The sequence below is a fragment of the Spirosoma humi genome (assembly GCF_054776575.1).
The window spans coordinates 1,183,675-1,202,494 of sequence record NZ_BAAHBR010000008.1; the positions used below are offsets into that span (position 1 = coordinate 1,183,675).

Annotated in this window: 17 protein-coding genes and 1 CRISPR repeat array (1 of these 18 cut by a window edge); of the genes, 12 read left to right on the forward strand and 5 right to left on the reverse strand. The window is 47.0% G+C overall.

What is annotated here, in order from left to right; translation table 11 throughout:
- Positions 1-17: 17 nt before the first annotated feature.
- Complete coding sequence (locus ACYU8Y_RS13730; RefSeq protein ID WP_460938087.1) at positions 18-431, forward strand: globin domain-containing protein; 414 nt, start codon at positions 18-20, stop codon at positions 429-431.
- Between the two features lie 183 nt (positions 432-614).
- Here the strand turns inward: ACYU8Y_RS13730 and ACYU8Y_RS13735 are convergent, their stop codons facing one another.
- On the reverse strand, positions 615-1,604 hold the full coding sequence (locus ACYU8Y_RS13735) for a DKNYY domain-containing protein (protein ID WP_460938089.1): 990 nt from the start codon (positions 1,602-1,604) through the stop codon (positions 615-617).
- A 684-nt stretch (positions 1,605-2,288) separates the two neighbouring features.
- On the opposite strand from ACYU8Y_RS13735, the gene ACYU8Y_RS13740 reads away from it, so the two are divergent.
- Entirely contained in the window at positions 2,289-2,720 is a 432-nt protein-coding gene (locus ACYU8Y_RS13740; protein WP_460938091.1) for a hypothetical protein, read from the forward strand.
- 285 nt (positions 2,721-3,005) lie between these two features.
- Here ACYU8Y_RS13740 and ACYU8Y_RS13745 read toward each other — a convergent pair whose 3' ends face one another.
- Positions 3,006-3,344, reverse strand: a complete 339-nt coding sequence (locus ACYU8Y_RS13745) for a zinc ribbon domain-containing protein YjdM (RefSeq protein ID WP_460938093.1) — start codon at positions 3,342-3,344, stop codon at positions 3,006-3,008.
- A gap of 183 nt (positions 3,345-3,527) precedes the next feature.
- Between ACYU8Y_RS13745 and ACYU8Y_RS13750 the strand changes: the two genes are divergently transcribed.
- A complete protein-coding gene (locus ACYU8Y_RS13750) occupies positions 3,528-5,444 on the forward strand; it encodes a hypothetical protein (protein WP_460938095.1) in 1,917 nt (638 codons plus the stop codon).
- 263 nt (positions 5,445-5,707) lie between these two features.
- On the opposite strand, the gene ACYU8Y_RS13755 is transcribed toward ACYU8Y_RS13750, so the two are convergent.
- Positions 5,708-6,685, reverse strand: coding sequence for a helix-turn-helix transcriptional regulator (locus ACYU8Y_RS13755; RefSeq protein WP_460938096.1), 978 nt, complete (start codon positions 6,683-6,685; stop codon positions 5,708-5,710).
- Between the two features lie 143 nt (positions 6,686-6,828).
- Here ACYU8Y_RS13755 and cas6 point away from each other — a divergent pair, with 143 nt between their 5' ends.
- Positions 6,829-7,647: a CRISPR-associated endoribonuclease Cas6 gene (gene cas6, locus ACYU8Y_RS13760; RefSeq protein ID WP_460938098.1), complete on the forward strand. Its 819-nt coding sequence runs from the start codon at positions 6,829-6,831 to the stop codon at positions 7,645-7,647.
- A gap of 8 nt (positions 7,648-7,655) precedes the next feature.
- Here the strand turns inward: cas6 and ACYU8Y_RS13765 are convergent, their stop codons facing one another.
- Together ACYU8Y_RS13765 and ACYU8Y_RS13770 are read right to left on the reverse strand one after the other, a co-directional pair.
- Complete coding sequence (locus ACYU8Y_RS13765; protein WP_460938100.1) at positions 7,656-7,832, reverse strand: hypothetical protein; 177 nt, start codon at positions 7,830-7,832, stop codon at positions 7,656-7,658.
- A 23-nt stretch (positions 7,833-7,855) separates the two neighbouring features.
- Positions 7,856-8,296, reverse strand: a complete 441-nt coding sequence (locus ACYU8Y_RS13770) for a DUF6934 family protein (protein WP_460938102.1) — start codon at positions 8,294-8,296, stop codon at positions 7,856-7,858.
- Positions 8,297-8,474: 178 nt separating this feature from the next.
- Here ACYU8Y_RS13770 and cas8a1 point away from each other — a divergent pair, with 178 nt between their 5' ends.
- The 8 genes from cas8a1 (at position 8,475) to cas2 (ending at position 16,505) form a co-directional block, all read left to right on the forward strand.
- On the forward strand, positions 8,475-9,911 hold the full coding sequence (cas8a1, locus tag ACYU8Y_RS13775) for a type I-B CRISPR-associated protein Cas8b1/Cst1 (protein WP_460938104.1): 1,437 nt from the start codon (positions 8,475-8,477) through the stop codon (positions 9,909-9,911).
- Between the two features lie 2 nt (positions 9,912-9,913).
- Positions 9,914-10,987 (forward strand): type I-B CRISPR-associated protein Cas7/Cst2/DevR, encoded by a 1,074-nt coding sequence (gene cas7i, locus ACYU8Y_RS13780; RefSeq protein ID WP_460938106.1) that lies wholly within the window; start codon positions 9,914-9,916, stop codon positions 10,985-10,987.
- Positions 10,987-11,661, forward strand: coding sequence for a type I-B CRISPR-associated protein Cas5b (gene cas5b, locus ACYU8Y_RS13785; RefSeq protein WP_460938108.1), 675 nt, complete (start codon positions 10,987-10,989; stop codon positions 11,659-11,661). Before cas7i ends, cas5b begins: the two co-directional genes overlap by 1 nt.
- Positions 11,654-13,993 carry a CRISPR-associated helicase Cas3' gene (gene cas3, locus ACYU8Y_RS13790; RefSeq protein ID WP_460938110.1) on the forward strand — a complete coding sequence of 780 codons (2,340 nt, stop codon included), beginning with the start codon at positions 11,654-11,656 and terminating at the stop codon, positions 13,991-13,993. Before cas5b ends, cas3 begins: the two co-directional genes overlap by 8 nt.
- Positions 13,990-14,502: a CRISPR-associated protein Cas4 gene (gene cas4 / locus ACYU8Y_RS13795; RefSeq protein ID WP_460938112.1), complete on the forward strand. Its 513-nt coding sequence runs from the start codon at positions 13,990-13,992 to the stop codon at positions 14,500-14,502. Before cas3 ends, cas4 begins: the two co-directional genes overlap by 4 nt.
- Positions 14,503-14,608: 106 nt before the next feature.
- Positions 14,609-14,980, forward strand: a complete 372-nt coding sequence (locus ACYU8Y_RS13800; protein ID WP_460938114.1) for a GxxExxY protein — start codon at positions 14,609-14,611, stop codon at positions 14,978-14,980.
- Between the two features lie 156 nt (positions 14,981-15,136).
- A complete protein-coding gene (cas1b, locus tag ACYU8Y_RS13805) occupies positions 15,137-16,150 on the forward strand; it encodes a type I-B CRISPR-associated endonuclease Cas1b (protein WP_460938116.1) in 1,014 nt (337 codons plus the stop codon).
- Positions 16,151-16,241: 91 nt separating this feature from the next.
- Entirely contained in the window at positions 16,242-16,505 is a 264-nt protein-coding gene (gene cas2, locus ACYU8Y_RS13810; RefSeq protein WP_460938118.1) for a CRISPR-associated endonuclease Cas2, read from the forward strand.
- 216 nt (positions 16,506-16,721) lie between these two features.
- A CRISPR array of direct repeats spans positions 16,722-18,820; the repeat unit is 30 nt; unit sequence CTTCTAATCGTACCTGAGTGGAATTGAAAT; it runs 5,300 nt beyond the window's last position.

Here is an 18,820-nt window from a genome sequence, read left to right on the forward strand (position 1 = left end):
ATAAATGGACCTGGCTGATGCTTAGTGAGATACAAATATCCATTATCAAAAAATCGTGGCGACTCCTGAGGGACATTGATCCAGCTCTGCTGGGGGATGTCTTCTACAGTCGACTGTTTATAGCCCACCCAGAACTAAGACCACTCTTTAAGGGATCCCTGGAAGCACAGTATACTAAATTCATCGACACGCTAAGCTTCCTGGTTAGCCAGCTTCACCGGCTCGACGAATTTACCCGTGAGGTTGAGCTAATGGGCCAACGGCACAAGCAATACGGTGTCAAAGCTGACCATTATAACGCCGTTGGCGAAGCGCTGCTTTGGACGTTACAATCTGGTTTGGGCCGGGATTGGAGCGAAGACATAGCAAAAGCCTGGATCACTCTTTATAATAGTATTGCCCAGAAAATGCAGGAACCAGTGACGACCTAATTCCAGTAAACGCTCACCACAGGCGCGTCAATGCCAAGCTTGAGCGATGAGTATTGTCCCGCCGTCAACATAATGGACTATGGCTCGAAAGAAGCGATCAGAATAATGTACAATTACCTCCAAACGGATCCAGGAACGAGTTAAGGCCCGTTAGGGTCATCTCCAATCCTAAAGTCACGCTTCTTAGTATTCCGCCTGCCTAATTCGACGGCCGGTTTTATAGGAATGGGTTTTATCTGCAGCGTCGCGGTCGGCTTCGTTGGTAACCATCGCGAACGAAGCTGGGTCGGCCCCCTTGAGTACGTTACCTTCGTAGTAGACTCGTTGGGCATCTTTCGCATAGCCGTATTCCAGCATCTGGAACGACGGAAAATGGGCCTCTTTTAGCGGAGCCGCTTTATAGAAGATGGTCTTTTTGTCTTTCGCGTACTGGTCCGACAGGATCGAGAAGCTCGCTCGGTCGGCAGCGGCAATCAGGCTATTCTGAAAATAGACATGCGTGCTGTCATGGGCGTAATCCATATACGTTTCATCCCATTGACCAAAGGTGGCTGGGTCGGCGGCTGTTAGGATTTCATCTTTGTAAAACGCGTGGTCTTTATCGGTTGCGTAATACAAACCAACAGCGGTGAAGGAGCCGGGCTGAGCGTCTTTAATTACCCGAATACCCGGAGGATCGGCGCCGTCCAGACTGGTCCAGGAATAGTAAACAGATCGGTTATCTTTCGAAAAGTTTCTACTCACTACCGCAAATGAAGGCCCATCGCTTCCGGGAATGGGTTTGACATTGAAATAGCCTACTTTTTCATCCTGGCCAAACAGATAATCAAGCGGTTGGAAGGTAGCCACATCGACTACCGCAAAGCCTGTTTCTTTATAATAGGCGCGAAACTTGTCTTTGGCGTAGTCATAGGCGATAACCTGGAATGAGCTGACATCGGCTTCAGGAATCCGTCTGATTTTATCCTTTCGGGTGGTCTCAAACAACTTGAAATCGATGTAATTGTCACAATAAAAAACGCTGGTAGCATCCTTGGCGTAGTGCTCATCGAGCGCGATAAAACTTGCCCCGTTTGACGAACCAAGCGGAATGCCCCGGTAATAACCTGTTGTTTTATCTTTCGCAAAAACAGCGTTCAATTCCTGGAATGACCTATAATCGGCAGAACGCATCTGGAAATCTTTATAATAGACCGAGCCATCTTTTGTTTGGAATAGTCAGACTTTTTACAGGATACTAGCATGCTTAGGCCGAGGAGAGACAGCAGGAGACGAAGTGATTGCCTTACCAGAAAATACATTAGTTTGATTACTTGGAAAAAGGTTTTCATCAGTTCGCACGAATGTAATAGACCAGCAACAGGCCAGCGGTGATTAATTGACGTAACGTGTTCATTCGTACTGTACTTGTTTGTTTTGATTGAAAATTGGGAGCCGCTTTCCGGCCGTACTTGCTTGTTTACGAGGCAAAAGTGAGGACACTGAAACGGTTCATCAAAGATTTCGATAGGAGTTGTAGCGATTCATGATATGAAGGGTGTGTATCTACCGATGGAATGTCTTTGACAGGAGTATCCAGTTACCACATGCTAAGCCTTGCACAACGTTCCCGAGGATTTTCTCCGCTTATTTTGGTCTAGTCAGTTACCAGGTTACATACGCCAGGAAGGGCAGACGAGTGCGATCAGCTTATGCCTGATCGAGGGCCGTTCGACGGGCAAATTGCCACCACTCGACGGGAAACGTTTGAAAAGTACCCTATGAAGGATCCAGCTTTGACCCATCAAGCAGCACAGCGACCAATGTTGCGTCACACACCACTCAATTACTCTTCTTCTTAGTTAGCAACAAATCATCATGAAAAAATTAATTCTATGCCGAATCGCTACGATTCTTTGTGGCCTGCTGGCTGTTGTTATCCACGCCAAACCGGATATGTCCGTTGGCCATTTGCCCAATCCTGAATTGATGGGAGCTGCTCTTGGGCTGCTCAGTGCCATTTTCGGCACCCAATGGATCGAGTACCGGAAGCGGCAGGATGTCGTGTCTACCCAACCCGGTTGGCCAGCCTGGGTACGTCGACTGTTGTTTAGCTGCCTGCTAGGGTTGACTGCACTGGGTGCCAACGCCCAAACCAAGTGGACGCAGCAGATTCAGACTCGTCCCGGCAATTACTTAACGGATGTGGCTTATGGAGCGGGTAGATACGTAGCGATTGGCTCAAATGGTCTAATCCGGGTTTCTACCGACGGGGTCGCCTGGAAAACTGTTATGGATGATAGGGAATAGGCATTCAAGTTGAGTGTCTTGTCCTGAGTGGCATTCGCACACACCCTGCGCGCTAATGGCGAGAACGCGCAAATGACGCTGTGTCGCTGGAGCGGCAAACTTGTTCGTCGCGAATCAACCTGCCGGATTGCTCCTGTTGCATGTGAGTACCCCCAATCAGAGCAAATCGGTGAAGGTGATTAAAGCACAATAAGCCGATCTTCACTAAAACGCCTGCACAAAGCCAACCTTGTGCAGGCGTTTTTATACGTGGCGATTGGAGGACTGCACAACCAGCAACGCTGACTACGCTTTTTTGACAAACTCCGACTTGAGCGCCATCGACCCAAAACCGTCAATTTTGCAGTCTATGTTGTGGTCGCTATCGACCAGGCGGATGTTTTTCACCTTCGTGCCTGCTTTTATGCCCTGCGAAGATCCTCGTACGGGCAAATTCTTGATGGTCACCACAGTATCGCCATTCTGAAGGATATTACCGTTACTGTCTTTGACCACAAACGAGTCGTCGGTAGCCTGGTTGTCATTTGGATTCCATTCATGGCCGCATTCGGGACACACCAGCAGGTCGTCCATCGCATACGTGTAGGTCGATTGGCATAGCGGGCAGGGGGCAAGTTCAGTCATTACGGATTTGGGTTGTTTGGCCGCAAAAGTAAAAATTATCTGGCCATTAAGTTCAGACAGGATTAACAGGATGAACAGGATTTGTTGAGGTAATCCTGTTCATCCTGTCTGAATTAAACGGCCAACTGTAAAAAATAAACCAACTACTTTTTATTTTTAGGGTCGATCCGTAATGACACGACCATGAGACGTATTATCCTCCTTCTCCTGCTTCTTTATGGCTTTTCCGATGCTATCGCCCAACGTTCGGAACAGCAAACGGTTGAAGACAGCGTCATCGGCTGGTACACAAAACTGACGCCCGCCGACAAGCCGGTTAAACCCTTACCGATAGAAGGGCATACGTTTTCGATCCGGCAGCAGGAGATTAACAATCTGTTTGTCCAGTGGATGCAGCAGACCTATACGCCCGTTGGCGCCATTGGTACGTATAAAAAGCGCTATTACGCCAAAAAAGACCAGCATTTCCCGCATAGTTATGGGGTCGAGTTTCAGGCGTATGCTGCCTGGCTCGACGTGCGTGACAAGCAGGGGAACCTAAAACCGGTGCCCGAAACCGGGGTGCCTTTCTACATTACGGCCAACGTGGTGTTCGACGCCTATCCGGCCTACTACCTCAACACACCGTCGCAATACGTCTTCACCAAACTACCCGACGGGTATATGGATACTAAGTTTTGGGTAGAGCGTTTCAAAGGGTCTGATCCGAAAATTCACCCACGCGTTCATAAATACCTGACAACCGTCAACAGCGGAGGCCTGACGGTGTATCTGGTTCCGGGCAATACGCTTCCGATTCGGCAACTGACCAAAGGTGAGTTTATTCAACTGTCGGATGAATCGTTTAATCGGTATTTGCAGGATAAGAAAAAGGAGATTACGACTCAGTACAGCGACGAAAAATCACGTAATGCCATGTTCGCTTCGGAGCAGGAGAACGTGAGAAAATACCGCGAAAAGCTAAACGCGTTGCGCGAACAGTACGCCAATCGCCTGAACGAACCGGCCGTCATTCGGGATATGCAGCCAACGATCTATACCGCCCCCAACTCGGTGGACCCATTCAGCATTGACGCTTTTAGCAAGAATCTGAAGCAAGAATACGGCGTGTATACCTACGAGCCGTCGGTCTACGAAAAAGCCAAAACCGATCAGCCGCAGTGGATTGCCATCCATTTCCCCTTCGCGACGAAAGAGAGTGGCCGGAAAGAGTATGAACTCTACCGGGCCATTACGGAGCATTTCAACTTCGATTACGTTTATGATTACTTTTTCAATCCCGAAAAAGTCAAAGGCCAGCCGTATCGACCGGTCAACGAAGAACACCTAAAGGCCACCTTGGCGGATTACCGCAAACGAGCCTACTGGAACAATCCGGCCGCAACCGCAGCTACGTTACCCGCTGGCGTACTGTTTCAGGATGACTTCAGTATCAACCAGGTCGGTGCCCGACCGGCGGGCTGGTTTTTTTCGTCGTCGGGCAAAGCGTCGCAGGTAACGACGGTCAACGGACTGCCCGGCAAATGGCTACAACTGGGTTACAACAACAAGATTGACCCGACGAGCCTGAAAAAACCGCTTCCCGAAAATTTCACGCTGGAATACGACGTGGCTACGTCGCCTGGGTTTACGGGGCAGACGGGTGGGGCTGTTCGCTTGATTCTGAGCGGTGGCCTGAAGGGAGACTCTAAAACGGCCTCCACCGAAATCAAGGTAGAGATTACGGCGGGCAATGAAGCCAATTTCAGCAGCAACTACCGTGGTCAGGCCCGGATCGATGTGCTTAGTATGCCCGTCGTGAAGCCCACTACGTACACGAACAATGGCCCCGGCCAGGTTATCATCCCCCAGAAGACGTTCACCGACCGTCAGACGACCGTACACGTAACGCTCCGAAAGCGGAATAGCGACGTAACGCTGTTGATCAACGGCAAGCCGCTCATTAGGTCCGCCGATCTCAAAAGCGTATACGGTTATCCCTGCGAGTATTGCACCATCCCGGCTGGTATTCAGTTCAATACCATCAATTGGGTGAACACCACCAACGACGCTGATGCCACCAGCGTATACATCAGCAATGTGAAGATTACGAAGGAATAAATAATCATGTCGTCCTCCACGACGAGCAACTTCAACGGGGTGTCCATTCTATTTATGGTCATTCGTCATGTAATCATTACGCACGTACTGAAGGTTGAACTCATTACCGCGTATCCTCGGTAGCGCTGGCCGTGTACTCAATATGGTAAATCCGCTACGACTATTGCCGACGGTTAATACCCTCTGGTAGTACGCGGAGTTTTTGAGCATCGGTGATTCATCATTGAGCATTTCAAGAAGTGTTGAAGGCTTGTCGGATCACATTACAAACGATACTGATTTAGAGTGTTCTCAAGGAAGACGGTCAACTGCTGAACCAAGGAGTCAGGAGCCAGAATCTTCACCGAAGCCCCCAGACGAGCCAGCTCGAAAACTAACTCGCGATTGATAATAATACAGAGCCTAACCCGAAACTCATCCTCCGTATCGATCAGGATATCCTCTTCCCGATACGGATAGAAAGGCTGCGCCCGAAAATGAAGCCCTTCCCGTCTGGTGAAGGAAAGGACCACTTCTTCAGCGGGATCGTCATACACCGCAACCCCCAAAGCCGGACCAAAATAAGCTTCGGCATCAAACGCAGGTGGATCGAAGGACAACTCTGTACTTTTAAGAGAATTAGGAATTACCCGATCTAACCCAAATACCCGCAGTTGGGGCGGGTATAACTCATACCCAATGATATACCACCGGTTACGGTGCTCTTTCATCAAATGCGGAAACACGGTTCGTTGACGAGCAACTACATCGGTGTATTTCTGATACTCAAACTGAATAACCTGTCGGTTCATGCAAGCTACCAGCAGCGCGTCGAGCAGTTCGTTACCCCGACCCGGTGGAACGGCTTCAAACGCGAGGTAGGCTTGTGAGCTAGTCGGCTGGCTTATCCGGAATCGAACGGCCTGCTCGATCTTCTCCACAGCGCCCCGAAAATCAGCAAACACGGCTAAATCCCTGAATTGATTCAGGGTAGCCACGGCATTTTTGAGGGCGGCTACATCCTGATTGGTTAGTTCAAGTTCGACGGTTTTGAGGTCAAAGGAATGTTCGTATCGATACCCTCCTAAACGCCGATCATATTTGATGGGGGCCAGATACCGAGCCCGCATTTGGTTGATGTCTTCTTTGAGCGTTCGCTCGGCTACCCCGCAAGCCTGCATGAGTTTGGCCGTCGGAATAGCGGCCCCTCGGCGAAGCTGGTCATTGATGCGTTGGAAGCGCTGAGATTGCGAAATAGGCATGGGATCAAAAAATAAATGATTTACCCCAGAATCGTGCATGGAGTATGCACGCAAAGGAAGGACCTTTATAGCGTCAATGCCAAGTAACTAACTTTTTATCAAAAAGAGCATTCACCTTTTCACACCTTCTCCGATGTATATATATGCAATTTCGACTAACTCTTCGTCCCTCTGCCCGACAGACGCTCGTTCCCTTCAATTACGCGTATCGACTGAGCGCGTTCATCTACGCCGTACTGGCCGATGCCGACGCGCAGTATGCCACATTCCTGCATAGTCAGGGCTACGAATATTCGAGTACGCGCCGGTTTAAACTGTTCACATTCTCGGACTTGATCATCCCGAACGCACGTGTCGATACGAAAGGGGGAGGATTATGGGTCACGACGCCCCACATTGAATGGGTGGTGAGTTTTTACATGGACAATGCCGCCAGTACGTTCATTATGGGCCTGTTTCAGGATCAGCGCTGCGTTATCGCGACACCCAAACACCGCGCCAATCCAGGCCGGGCGGAGTTCATTATCGAGCGTGTCGAAGCCGTACCGGTCGAGATTGACACAAACACCGTTACGTTACGAACGCTCTCGCCTGTGGTGATCGCCGAAAAAGATGAGCGCGGCATGGACCAGTATCTGCACCCCGCCGACGACTTGTTCGGCCCGTTACTCATTGACAACCTGCTGGCGAAGTGGAACAGCATCCCCCGACCCATTTCGGCGGGTGATCCAGCCGACAACGATTTTGCGACGTCAGCAGTAACGTACCGACTGCTACCCAATCGAGAGCCTAAGTCAAGACTGGTCGCAATCAAAGAAGATTCTAGAGCGGAGACAAAAGTCCGGGGATACTACGGCTTCACGTTCGAACTCAGCGGCCCGAAGGAGATTCTGGAACTGGCCGTGCTGGCGGGCGTGGGACGATATAACGCCGAGGGGTTTGGGGCGGTGGGAGTGACGTGAAAAATGGGCTAGCGTTTTTCGGCTTCCTTCTTTCTCATTTCCTCAAACTTGTTCCAGTCAAAGTCTTTAAAAACGACATTCATCACGTAATCCGTTTTGGCCTGAGCGGCTTCTTCAACAGTTGCGTAGCTTTTTTTGAAATAAGGATTTTCATCGCGTTGACGCTTTTTCCGGGTCGCTGGCATACTGGTAGGTGTTTTAAACAAGTTTAAGCCTTCTTCTTCGAAAATGCAAATCTATCGTAAGGTCTGTTCGGTTGAAAACGCTCAAGCTGTCCATTAGAAATACCGTACACGTTAAACTGATTGACGACAGTATGAAGTTCCAAATGAATAGCTATTCTATACAGGCGGGTGCGAGCGGGTGTACTACCGGTAAAGAGTACCCAGGCATCTGGATGTGCATCGAAAAAGAGAACAATTGCCTGAGCAACAGTAGCCAGGATTTTGTTTCTGTCGCCATTGTCGCTGATTGTTTTGATGTCGATTTCGCCATTTGGCAGTATATCGGCTAGTACCAGATTAAAAATATTCGGTTCATAGATGAAATCGAAGATGATGACTTTAGGGATAATTTTTACCCCAACGCTAACGAAATCAAATCGAACAGCCTTTTCGCTAACTGCAAAATCGTAGAAAGGATGGGTCATGATTTACAAATGATAGACAGATCAATCAACACGTCGGGTGCGATTAGTAAGTATTAAGAAACCATATTATTTCAATTCCCTTGACTGTTGATGTTCACAAAACAAATAAATATACTTAAAAGTGTTTTCTTGATCAATTGCTGGCTACAAGTACTAAGAAACAATATTTGGAATTCGTATGGAAATGACTGATAGTCAAAAGATAAAATCGGATGCGCTTGTGCAACAAACCGGCGACCCTTTCGCCGACGTGGGCGGGTACGTGATTGAAACGCTTTGGGAAGATCCCAAGCTGAAAGACAAGGATATTCTGGGATTGATTGAGTATGTGGCCAACATCTACATCAATCAATGGAATGCTAATCTGCACGCGTTCTTCCTTAATTCGAAGATTACGCAACCCGCTTTCGATAGTAAGCGCAAGCTGGCCGAAACGCTGGCTTATTACAAAAGTATACTTAACGAAACGGCTCCGTCTCAGGCTGGATATTGTCGCATCTCTGGCCGGAAAACGAATCTGTTTGCTGCCGGACGAGACAATCATATTCTATCTGGCTCCAGTACGTTTGTAAACTTTCACCACGGATTTGAGAGTGGACTGTACTTATCTAAAGAGATCATCATTCGGTTCTTTTTTGTGCCGCTGGGCGTCACGCAGTTGGGCGATAAAATTGGACTAATTAGTAGTAACAACAACGTTGTTGCTAGATACTATGTACAGCAGTTGTTGAATGGTCCGGATGGACATTTGACGGCTCTCGGACGTGGCTTGGCCAGCGGGGTGGCTCGTTCTGATTACGGAATCGTAGCTAATGCCCTCTTCGCCTTTGCTGATTCCTGCATTAAAAACATCAGGCCAGCCGTATTTGCGCGGCTAGATGAAAACGTCGTAGAGATTCGTGACACCACGTTGAGCCTGTATCACTTTACCAACTTCGGTGCAAAACCGGAGGTGGTCCTATATCAGCTTCCTGCAACGGTGTTTGGTTTCTACGCGCTTTGTCAAACGGTAGCTTACGCTGAACACTGGCGCCCATTTGTAGCCGCTCATTATCGCAACTCGAAATACAAGGATGCAAAGTACAATCAGGACTCAGACATATGGATATCTACCAAAGAAGAGCTAGCCTACGATTCCTACAGCACGTGGCGTAATGTCATTTTAGAGCGATTGCTCAGCGGTGGAACCTTGATTCCCTACTTCAAAGAATGGATTCGCAAGCATCCATTCCCCTTTCAGATTGTTGAAAACTACCTTTTTTATGTAAAGAATATGGATAAACGAACCCTGCAAAAAATTAAAGACATCGCGGGCTTTATTGTCAGCCGCGACGAGGATGGTATCAAAAAAGCCATCCTCCGACTCAACCGAGCGAAGTACGTTCAGGAGGTGCGACACTATCTGCTGAAACTGATCGACGACAACTACAAAGCCAACCCTGCCACGCCTTTAATTCGGCTGGACGACGTGGAATACCTGTTTCCAGAAACCGTTAGCTGGCGCGAAATCAGAGACTTATTGCTGATTGCGATTTACGAGAAGCTTCATGATAACCACATGATTGTGCCAACAGAAATAGAAGAACAAGAACTAGAAACACCAGAAAACGAATAACCATGAATCTGAAAACCCAAGGCTTTGTCCTGCTGGACGTTGACGTTGTCGCGCTGAACAACGCTGGAAAAAGTAGCAGTAGCAATTTTGAAAATGCTGTAGCTACAAAAAAGATCACTAAGAATGGTCGTACGCACACTTACGTATCAGGACAAGCCTGGCGGTATTGGTGGCGTGAAGCGCTGCAACGTAACGTAGGCTGGTCTTTGTCGCCAATCACTCGTGATAACAAAATTGCTTTTACCGAAGCCAATCCGTTTCTGTATCCTGATGACGATGTTTTTGGGTACATGAAAGCCGTCAAGGAGGAAGTGGTTGACGAAAAAGGGAAGACGAAGAAGGTCGATGCCACAGTAACCCGCGTTTCTCCGCTAAAAAATTCGGCCATCGTTTCGGTTGGTTCGGCACGAACGGTTGAAAACTGGTCAAGTATGGCTCGTCAGGACGGTGATTCCGTACCGTACAGTAAAGAGGAGTACAGTGCTATCATGAAGGGTATGTTCTCGCTCGATTTGGCTCAGCTTGGTACGTTTGCCAGTTACAACAAAACAGGTTTTAAGAATATTACGCAAAAACTGCGGACCGAAGCACTTAATCAAGGGTCGATAGAGATTGACGACCCATACGTCAAAGACGGCAAGGGTAATCCGCAAAAGCTGGTTCAGCTAGCCAAAGATGTTCGTTTAGAGCGGGCGAAAGGAACCATTCAGGCGCTGAAAACCATTTCGGGCGGAGCTATGCAAACGAACAACATGGGCGACGTAACACCAAAGTTCATTGTGCTGGCAACAACGAGCAGCGGCAATCATCCTTTCTCACATATTGTTACGAGCGAGGGCGTGAACAACGACCGAGTTGCGCTGAATCTGGAAGGGCTGAAAGAGGTATTGAAAGATTACAAAGAGCAGTTTATTGGAACGGTCTTTATCGGTAAGCGCAGTGGGTTTTTAAACGAATACAATGACGACCTAAAAGAGTTGCTGACACTTGGCGAAGGATACCCGACCATTCAGCTTGGAACAATCAACGAAACGATTGATGCGTATTGCAATCAACTCGAAAACCAGCTATCCTGATGCAAGTTCATGTTGTGGACATAAGCAGTTGGACGGCCAGCTTTCGATATCCTAACCTGATCAGTGGTGTTCAGCCAACGCTGGACGTGCCGCCAGTCAGTACGGTATTGGGGTTGATCAATGCAGCCGCAGGACAGTACTTGAGCCATCAGAAACTTGAATTAGGCTACTATTTTCAGTTTGAAGCAAAAGCGTTCGATCTGGAAACCATCTACCAGATTGACAGCAATAATGGTAGAGCGACGAACAACGCCAAGTCGAATATTATTCGGCGTGAGTTCCTGTATAATGCAAAGCTCAAAATCTACCTGACCAATGAAAGCCTGGCTGGTTTCTTTCGGCAACCTTACTATCCTTTAGTGCTTGGACGAATGAACGATTTGGCGACCGTTGATCGAATAACAACCATCGACTTGCCCGAAGTAGCGTACTCGTCCCGCATCGCGGGTCAGGTAATACCGTTTAGAGAGAACCACTTAGCCGGTCAGATTCAGGCACTGCCTAAATACTTTACAGATACGTTTCCCCGTCAGAACGTAGGGACAGAGCCGTATTCGGTTATTAGCTACCTCACGCCAGTGAAGGGCAATTTATCGGCTATTCATGACGAGAAGGTAGGCAAGGAGGGAGTTGATATTTATCTGCACCAATTAGACTTCGCTGAATATGACTAAGCCATATGATGAAATTCTAGCTAAGTCAGAACCGCCAGAATTTACGCTTAAGAAACACATTGATGATTGCTTGCTGATTTGGGAAATACTGCAAACTATTTTTCCGCAAATCAGCAAGCTACAACTCTCGTATGATTTCTGGCGAGTGCTTCGTCTGGCTGTTGTTTGCCACGATCTGGGTAAGGGGCACGTTGACTTTCAGAAAGTATTACGTGGCGAACCGAACCAATGGCGCAAACAGCGGCACGAATTGTTTTCGCTACCGTTCATTAATGGGTTAGAAGAAGACAAGCCTGTACGGGACTTGATCCGATTAGTAGTTGCTGGTCATCACAAAGACTATGAACAACTTTGGCTACGATATATCTGCGATTTCTATCAATCTGACGACGATGCGTTCGGCTTGGTGGGAGCCGATGGCCGTCTCGATTACGAAGGCGAGTTTCGCAGAAATGTTCGAGAGAAATTACTGATTCAATTAGCCGCTGACGAGTACGGTGTCAAACTTGGCAACTATTTGGTTCAGCATCCTGAGCAAGTAATCATGTCTTACCAAGGGCAGATCAGCAAAATGAATACATCCAATCCGGCGTATTTTGAGTTGCTGCTCTTATTTGGCGGATTAAAGCACTGCGATCATCTAGGTTCTGCCCGAGTTCAGGAGTTACTTCACATTTCTGACGAACAGTTTCGGTTTTTAGAACAAAAGCGCACCAGTCTTCAAGCGAACGGGGCTGATTACTACGATCACCAATTGGCCTGTGCGAGCGTCATAGGTAACCTGATTCTTACATCGCCGACTGGCTCAGGCAAAACGGAAAGTGCTATTATTTGGCTACGTCAGCAAATGAAGCATTTTGGTCAAGGGCGGGTTTTCTACATTCTGCCATTTACGGCTTCCATCAATGCGATGTACGAGCGGCTAGGGAAGGAAATGGGAGAGCCCTACGTCGGAATGCTACACGGTAAACTCAGTGATTATTTGTATGACTACTTCGATGATTTTCAATATTCGCTTAGTCAGAAAAAAGAGAAAATCAATGAGTTGAAGGACAAGTTCAAAACGCTTGTAACGCCCGTTAAAGTCGTAACACCGTTTCAGCTACTGAAGCACCTCTTTGGGCTAAAAGGCTTTGAACAGGGTTTATTTGAGATGGTGGGTAGTTACTTCATCTTCGACGAAATTCATGCGTATAGCCCTGACGTATTTGCCCAGATCAAAGTGTTACTGCAATATGCTGTGAAGCATCTACACGTCAAGGTAATGGTCATGACGGCGACCATGCCAACGTTTCTGAAAAAAGAATTGGAAGAAGCTATCGGTGAGTTTACGGAGATCAACGCATCGGATAGTCTATACGACCAATTCGTTCGGCATCGGCTTCAATTGCAAGACGGTCTATTGACGGAAAATCTTAGCCTGATTCGGCAAGCGTTGAATGCCGGTAAAAAGGTTCTGGTCGTTTGCAATACCGTTAAAAATGCGCAGCTAGTTTTCAATGAGTTAAATGGCGAAGTTGAAAACGCAGTTTTATTACATAGCGCCTTTAACGGCGTAGATCGTACTAATCATGAATTGGCGCTGAAACGTGGCGAAGAGGACGGATCAATAAAACTCTTAGTCGGTACACAAGCTATCGAGGTAAGCTTAGATATTGATTACGATCTTATTTTCACCGAACCAGCCCCCATTGATGCACTTATTCAGCGATTTGGTCGCGTAAATCGAAAACGAGAAAAGGGGCCAAGTCCAGTAATCGTTTTTCGACAGCCTAATTCAACTGATCGATACATTTATCCTCCCGAAATCGTAGCGCTTACGATTAGCGCCTTTGAAAAAATTATCGCTGAAAATGAAGGCGTTATAGAAGAGGGGAAACTACAGCAATACATTGATTTCGTTTATCCAGACTGGCAGCTGAAACAAAAAGAGCAGTTTGACCTGATTTATGATCGACTGTCTGTGTCGTCAGAGAAACTTGTTCCCATGTATAGATCTAAATTGGGAGAAGAGGACTTCTACAAACAATTTGATGGAATCAAAGTGCTGCCGGTAATTCTACAAGAGGCTTATATTCAGCGGTTAAGCCAGTTTGATTTTATTGGTGCAGAGAGTCTCAAAGTTCAAATACGCAAAAATAAGTTTGCTCAGTTGCTCCGCGAAAATGACCAGAATCTTCAAGCAAAGGTATTCTCTATAGAAAAGAAAGACGGTTCGCTTCTTGAAATAAAGTACTTTATTCTGACCAAGAAATATGACAGCCAGCTTGGATTGATATACGATCAGCAGGAAGAATGGATTGATACATCTGGCTTTGACTTTGACTCATGACAATCACCGGCACGTACATCAAGTATTACAAAGTCTGTCATCGGAAAACGTGGCTGTTTCATCACAAGATCGAGATGGAACATACCTCCGAATTGGTGTCAGAAGGCTCGTTCATCGGCGAAAAGTCGTACCCGCAACGGGCAGAACGATACCGCGAAATTCTGTTAGATGGCTCCCGAATCGATTTTTACGACCCGGTTGACAAAGTCGTGCACGAGATCAAGAAATCGGATAAGCTGGAACATTCGCATGTGTCGCAGGTGCAGTTTTACTTATATCTGCTTCGTAAAAACGGCATCGAAGGTGCTACGGGGCTGATCGAGTACCCGAAACTGCGGCAGACGCAGACCGTCCGGCTGGAGGAGGAAGACGTTCCGATGGTTGAGGAGTGGATGCAGTCTATTGAACGTATAGTGGAGTCCGAACGGTGCCCGGATCGGATCGCCAAAAGCAAATGCCGGTCGTGCAGCTACTTTGATTTTTGTTACGCAACTGAAGAGGCTTTCTGACAGGATTTACAGTTTTTTTCTGACAGGATTTACATGATTAACAGGATTACTTTTTGCTACTGAATATCGTCTCAGAAAAAATCATGTCAATCCTGTCAAAGAAAAAATGAATGATAATTTAACCCACCAGATCATCGCAGCGGCTTATGCGGTTCATAACACGCTTGGACCTGGGTTTCTGGAAAAAGTGTATGAAAACGCACTGTCTATTGAATTACAGAATCGAGGTATTTTAGTCGTGCAACAGGTGGGTATTCCGGTGTTTTACCAGCGCGTTCAGGTAGGGGATTATGTGGCCGATCTGCTTGTTGAAGGAACCGTATTGATTGAGTTGAAAGCTGTAGAAACGATACACCCCAAGCATGAAGCGCAATTGGTCAACTACCTGACGGCTACCGGACTGGACATTGGCTTACTCATCAATTTTGGGAGTAGCGTGACGGTGAAGCGGAAACACCGAACGTATAAAAGTTTTTGACAGGATTTACATGATTGACAGGATTTTTTTGAGTTCAACAAATCATGTCAATCCGCCTGGCGGTTCGGTTTTGCATTGGGTTGAAAAAACACACGACAACAAAAAATGGAGTGATAAAAATCATGTCAATCATGTAAATCCTGTCGAATAAAAAATATGAAACAGCCCAAGTACCTCTTCAACGCCGGTCGCATGAGCCGGAAAGACAACACGCTCAAATTTACGCCGGTCGATGAAGACGGCAACGAGGGTCAACCGCGCTACCTACCCATTGAGCAGGTAGGGGACTTATACATATTTGGCAGCCTTGACGCCAACTCAGCCCTGTATAATTTCCTGGGGCAGGAGGGCATCGCCGTTCATTTCTTCAACTACTATGAGCATTATACTGGCTCGTTTATGCCTCGTGAATATCTGTTGGCCGGAAAGATGCAGGTCGACCAGACGAAACATTACATGGCGGCCAAAAAACGGATCGAGATTGCCCGTCGGTTTGTGGAAGGCGCGGCCAATAACATTCTCCGGGTACTGAAGTATTACGACAATCGTGACAAGACCAGGGAGTTGAGCGAGGCTATCGTTACGATTGACCGGCTGCTGGCCAGCGTTCCGTTGGCAACTGATGTACCCATGTTAATGGGAATAGAAGGCAACATTCGTCAGACTTACTACGGTGCGTTCGACTCAATTGTCGGTCAGACTTTTTGCATGGATGGCCGCAGTAAACGACCGCCCCAAAATGAACTGAACGCCCTGATTTCGTTTGGTAATATGCTGTGTTACACGGCCTGTCTGAGTACGATTTACCACACCCAACTGAATCCCACAATTAGTTTTCTGCACGAGCCCGGTGCGCGTCGGTATTCGCTGGCCCTGGATTTAGCCGAAGTCTTCAAGCCAATTCTGGTGGACCGGCTGATTTTCCGGATGATCAACAAGCGGCAACTGCAGCCGTCTGATTTTCGGTCGGAGGTTGGCGGTTGTGTTCTAAAAGATGGAGCCCGTAAACGTTTCGTGCAGGGTTTCGATGAGCAACTGAAAGAAACGATTAAGCACCGGGTATTGGGTCGCAGTGTTAGCTATCGGCATTTGGTGAAGCTGGAGTGCTACAAATTGCAAAAGCATCTGCTGGGCATAGAAGAATACAGGCCGTTCAAAGCGTGGTGGTAAGGAGATTAATTTTGAATGAGTGAATGATAGAATAATACAGTCAAAATCATGCATTCTACCATTCACTCATTCTATCATTCAAAATTGAATTATGTACATAATTTTAGTGTATGACATGGGACAAAAACGTGTCGGGAAGATGCTCAAACTCTGTCGGCGGTATTTGAACTGGATTCAGAATTCCGTTTTCGAGGGGGAGATGACGGAGGTACAGTTAAAAGAGTTACTTTACGAAGCGGGACGAATTATGAAGGATGGTGAAGACAGTCTGATTTTATTCAAAAACCGCGATCAGAAGTGGCTGGAAAAGCAGGTGGTGGGCTTGGAGCGACAGTCAACAGATAACTTTTTGTAGCGTCAAGTGTCGTCGGTCGCATCAAAATTGTTCTTTGACCAACTGTGTAGAACAAGAGTTACGCAGGATTTTGGCTTAAAAGATTGATTAGTAGCTTATCGTCGATCGGCGGGTTTTTTCGTACTACTACCGATCGACGACAAAAGGGGTAATTCACGCCGGTATAAAGCAGGGTTTAGGCTTCGTAAAGCCTATTTTTTTGCATTAAATTCACGGCTTCTAATCGTACCTGAGTGGAATTGAAATGCAACTGGAACTGGGCGGGGGGCAAACTCGCGCAGACTTCTAATCGTACCTGAGTGGAATTGAAATGTCACGTTTATATCGACACTGAGAATCCGGCCGTACCTTCTAATCGTACCTGAGTGGAATTGAAATGTCAGTTCATTCAATTAAAGTTTAAGCCAAGCCTTCTTCTAATCGTACCTGAGTGGAATTGAAATTAAGGGGGTTTGGGTGAATACTGTACATAGTCTGCACTTCTAATCGTACCTGAGTGGAATTGAAATGCCCAAAGCTTACCGTGTTGGCGTTGGAATGGCAAACCTTCTAATCGTACCTGAGTGGAATTGAAATCCCGAAAGCTGGCTGCAGCATGTTCGATGATTGCCCTTCTAATCGTACCTGAGTGGAATTGAAATGGCTGATTGCCCTCGTAGACGAAATGGTGCCACAGATCTTCTAATCGTACCTGAGTGGAATTGAAATAGAATTAAGTGCAAAGGGTGTTGGCATACCGAAGGCTTCTAATCGTACCTGAGTGGAATTGAAATTGAGTATATCAGTGCCGTTGTGATAATAGAGCCTAGCTTCTAATCGTACCTGAGTGGAATTGAAATGAGTTTCTGCCCGAAAGGTACTCACGCCATCTTTACTTCTAATCGTACCTGAGTGGAATTGAAATCTGCATGATGATAATAATGGGCGTGTTGCGCGAGTCTTCTAATCGTACCTGAGTGGAATTGAAATTAGCTCTTGGATGCTTGCGTAACCCACCAAATTCGACTTCTAATCGTACCTGAGTGGAATTGAAATAACATTGACCAGTCCCGTATATCGAATGAGGCCGCCTTCTAATCGTACCTGAGTGGAATTGAAATGTTAACCCGTTTAAAGAAAAGAGCCCCAACCAGTTACTTCTAATCGTACCTGAGTGGAATTGAAATTTGATTCGTGTGGCCCGGTTCAGTGCGCAGTGGCGCTTCTAATCGTACCTGAGTGGAATTGAAATTATTAACAAGTGCTTTATCGCGGATCTTGTCAGCTTCTTCTAATCGTACCTGAGTGGAATTGAAATTTTGCATCAAAGGTAAACCTTAGTAATGGCTGATCACTTCTAATCGTACCTGAGTGGAATTGAAATTGGAAACGGGCGTTGATGAGTATTCCTGCACGGCCGCTTCTAATCGTACCTGAGTGGAATTGAAATCCCGTTGCCCGCGATGGCGTGTTTATCGTGTCGGGCTTCTAATCGTACCTGAGTGGAATTGAAATTTATGCCACTTACGCAACAGTTCTCCGTAAGCCCAGCTTCTAATCGTACCTGAGTGGAATTGAAATGAAGTACTCACCGGCAGCCCGATTCCGCCTTTGGTCTTCTAATCGTACCTGAGTGGAATTGAAATGGAGATCGGGTGCGGGTAACTAGGCTCGTTAATGGGCTTCTAATCGTACCTGAGTGGAATTGAAATGCAAACTATCAACAAAAGCTTCCTTTACTTCAATCTTCTAATCGTACCTGAGTGGAATTGAAATATATTGTGCTGGTCATAGCTGACGCCCAGGATAACCTTCTAATCGTACCTGAGTGGAATTGAAATTCGGGAAATGGAGTGAAATGTTTAGTGCGGGTTCCCCTTCTAATCGTACCTGAGTGGAATTGAAATTCGGGAAATGGAGTGAAATGTTTAGTGCGGGTTCCCCTTCTAATCGTACCTGAGTGGAATTGAAATGCGCTCAGCCAGCCCTGGTGGCATAGCCATACATTCTTCTAATCGTACCTGAGTGGAATTGAAATGTAGCCAAAGGTATGACGGTGCCCCCTGCGATTAATCTTCTAATCGTACCTGAGTGGAATTGAAATATGGTAGCAAGCGTGCTGCTATTCGGCCCATCGTGCTTCTAATCGTACCTGAGTGGAATTGAAATATCTATGACCAGATTCCTGAAGAGCAACCCCTGCCTCTTCTAATCGTACCTGAGTGGAATTGAAATTAAAAACCGAAGCCCTGCGCCGAGCGGGAAGCCTGGACTTCTAATCGTACCTGAGTGGAATTGAAATACGATGAGTCAGAACGAGTTGCCCAAGCTGAAAG

Excerpts from the sequence above, each read along its gene's own strand:
- cas3 (WP_460938110.1), top strand. The coding sequence starts at position 11,654 with ATGACTAAGCCATATGATGAAATTCTAGCTAAGTCAGAACCGCCAGAA.
- cas4 (WP_460938112.1), top strand. The coding sequence starts at position 13,990 with ATGACAATCACCGGCACGTACATCAAGTATTACAAAGTCTGTCATCGG.
- ACYU8Y_RS13800 (WP_460938114.1), top strand. The coding sequence starts at position 14,609 with ATGAATGATAATTTAACCCACCAGATCATCGCAGCGGCTTATGCGGTT.
- cas2 (WP_460938118.1), top strand. The coding sequence starts at position 16,242 with ATGTACATAATTTTAGTGTATGACATGGGACAAAAACGTGTCGGGAAG.
- cas8a1 (WP_460938104.1), top strand. The coding sequence starts at position 8,475 with ATGGAAATGACTGATAGTCAAAAGATAAAATCGGATGCGCTTGTGCAA.
- ACYU8Y_RS13730 (WP_460938087.1), top strand. The coding sequence starts at position 18 with ATGCTTAGTGAGATACAAATATCCATTATCAAAAAATCGTGGCGACTC.
- cas5b (WP_460938108.1), top strand. The coding sequence starts at position 10,987 with ATGCAAGTTCATGTTGTGGACATAAGCAGTTGGACGGCCAGCTTTCGA.
- ACYU8Y_RS13770 (WP_460938102.1), bottom strand. The coding sequence starts at position 8,296 with ATGACCCATCCTTTCTACGATTTTGCAGTTAGCGAAAAGGCTGTTCGA.
- ACYU8Y_RS13765 (WP_460938100.1), bottom strand. The coding sequence starts at position 7,832 with ATGCCAGCGACCCGGAAAAAGCGTCAACGCGATGAAAATCCTTATTTC.
- cas7i (WP_460938106.1), top strand. The coding sequence starts at position 9,914 with ATGAATCTGAAAACCCAAGGCTTTGTCCTGCTGGACGTTGACGTTGTC.
- ACYU8Y_RS13755 (WP_460938096.1), bottom strand. The coding sequence starts at position 6,685 with ATGCCTATTTCGCAATCTCAGCGCTTCCAACGCATCAATGACCAGCTT.
- ACYU8Y_RS13735 (WP_460938089.1), bottom strand. The coding sequence starts at position 1,604 with ATGCGTTCTGCCGATTATAGGTCATTCCAGGAATTGAACGCTGTTTTT.
- cas6 (WP_460938098.1), top strand. The coding sequence starts at position 6,829 with ATGCAATTTCGACTAACTCTTCGTCCCTCTGCCCGACAGACGCTCGTT.
- ACYU8Y_RS13740 (WP_460938091.1), top strand. The coding sequence starts at position 2,289 with ATGAAAAAATTAATTCTATGCCGAATCGCTACGATTCTTTGTGGCCTG.
- cas1b (WP_460938116.1), top strand. The coding sequence starts at position 15,137 with ATGAAACAGCCCAAGTACCTCTTCAACGCCGGTCGCATGAGCCGGAAA.
- ACYU8Y_RS13745 (WP_460938093.1), bottom strand. The coding sequence starts at position 3,344 with ATGACTGAACTTGCCCCCTGCCCGCTATGCCAATCGACCTACACGTAT.
- ACYU8Y_RS13750 (WP_460938095.1), top strand. The coding sequence starts at position 3,528 with ATGAGACGTATTATCCTCCTTCTCCTGCTTCTTTATGGCTTTTCCGAT.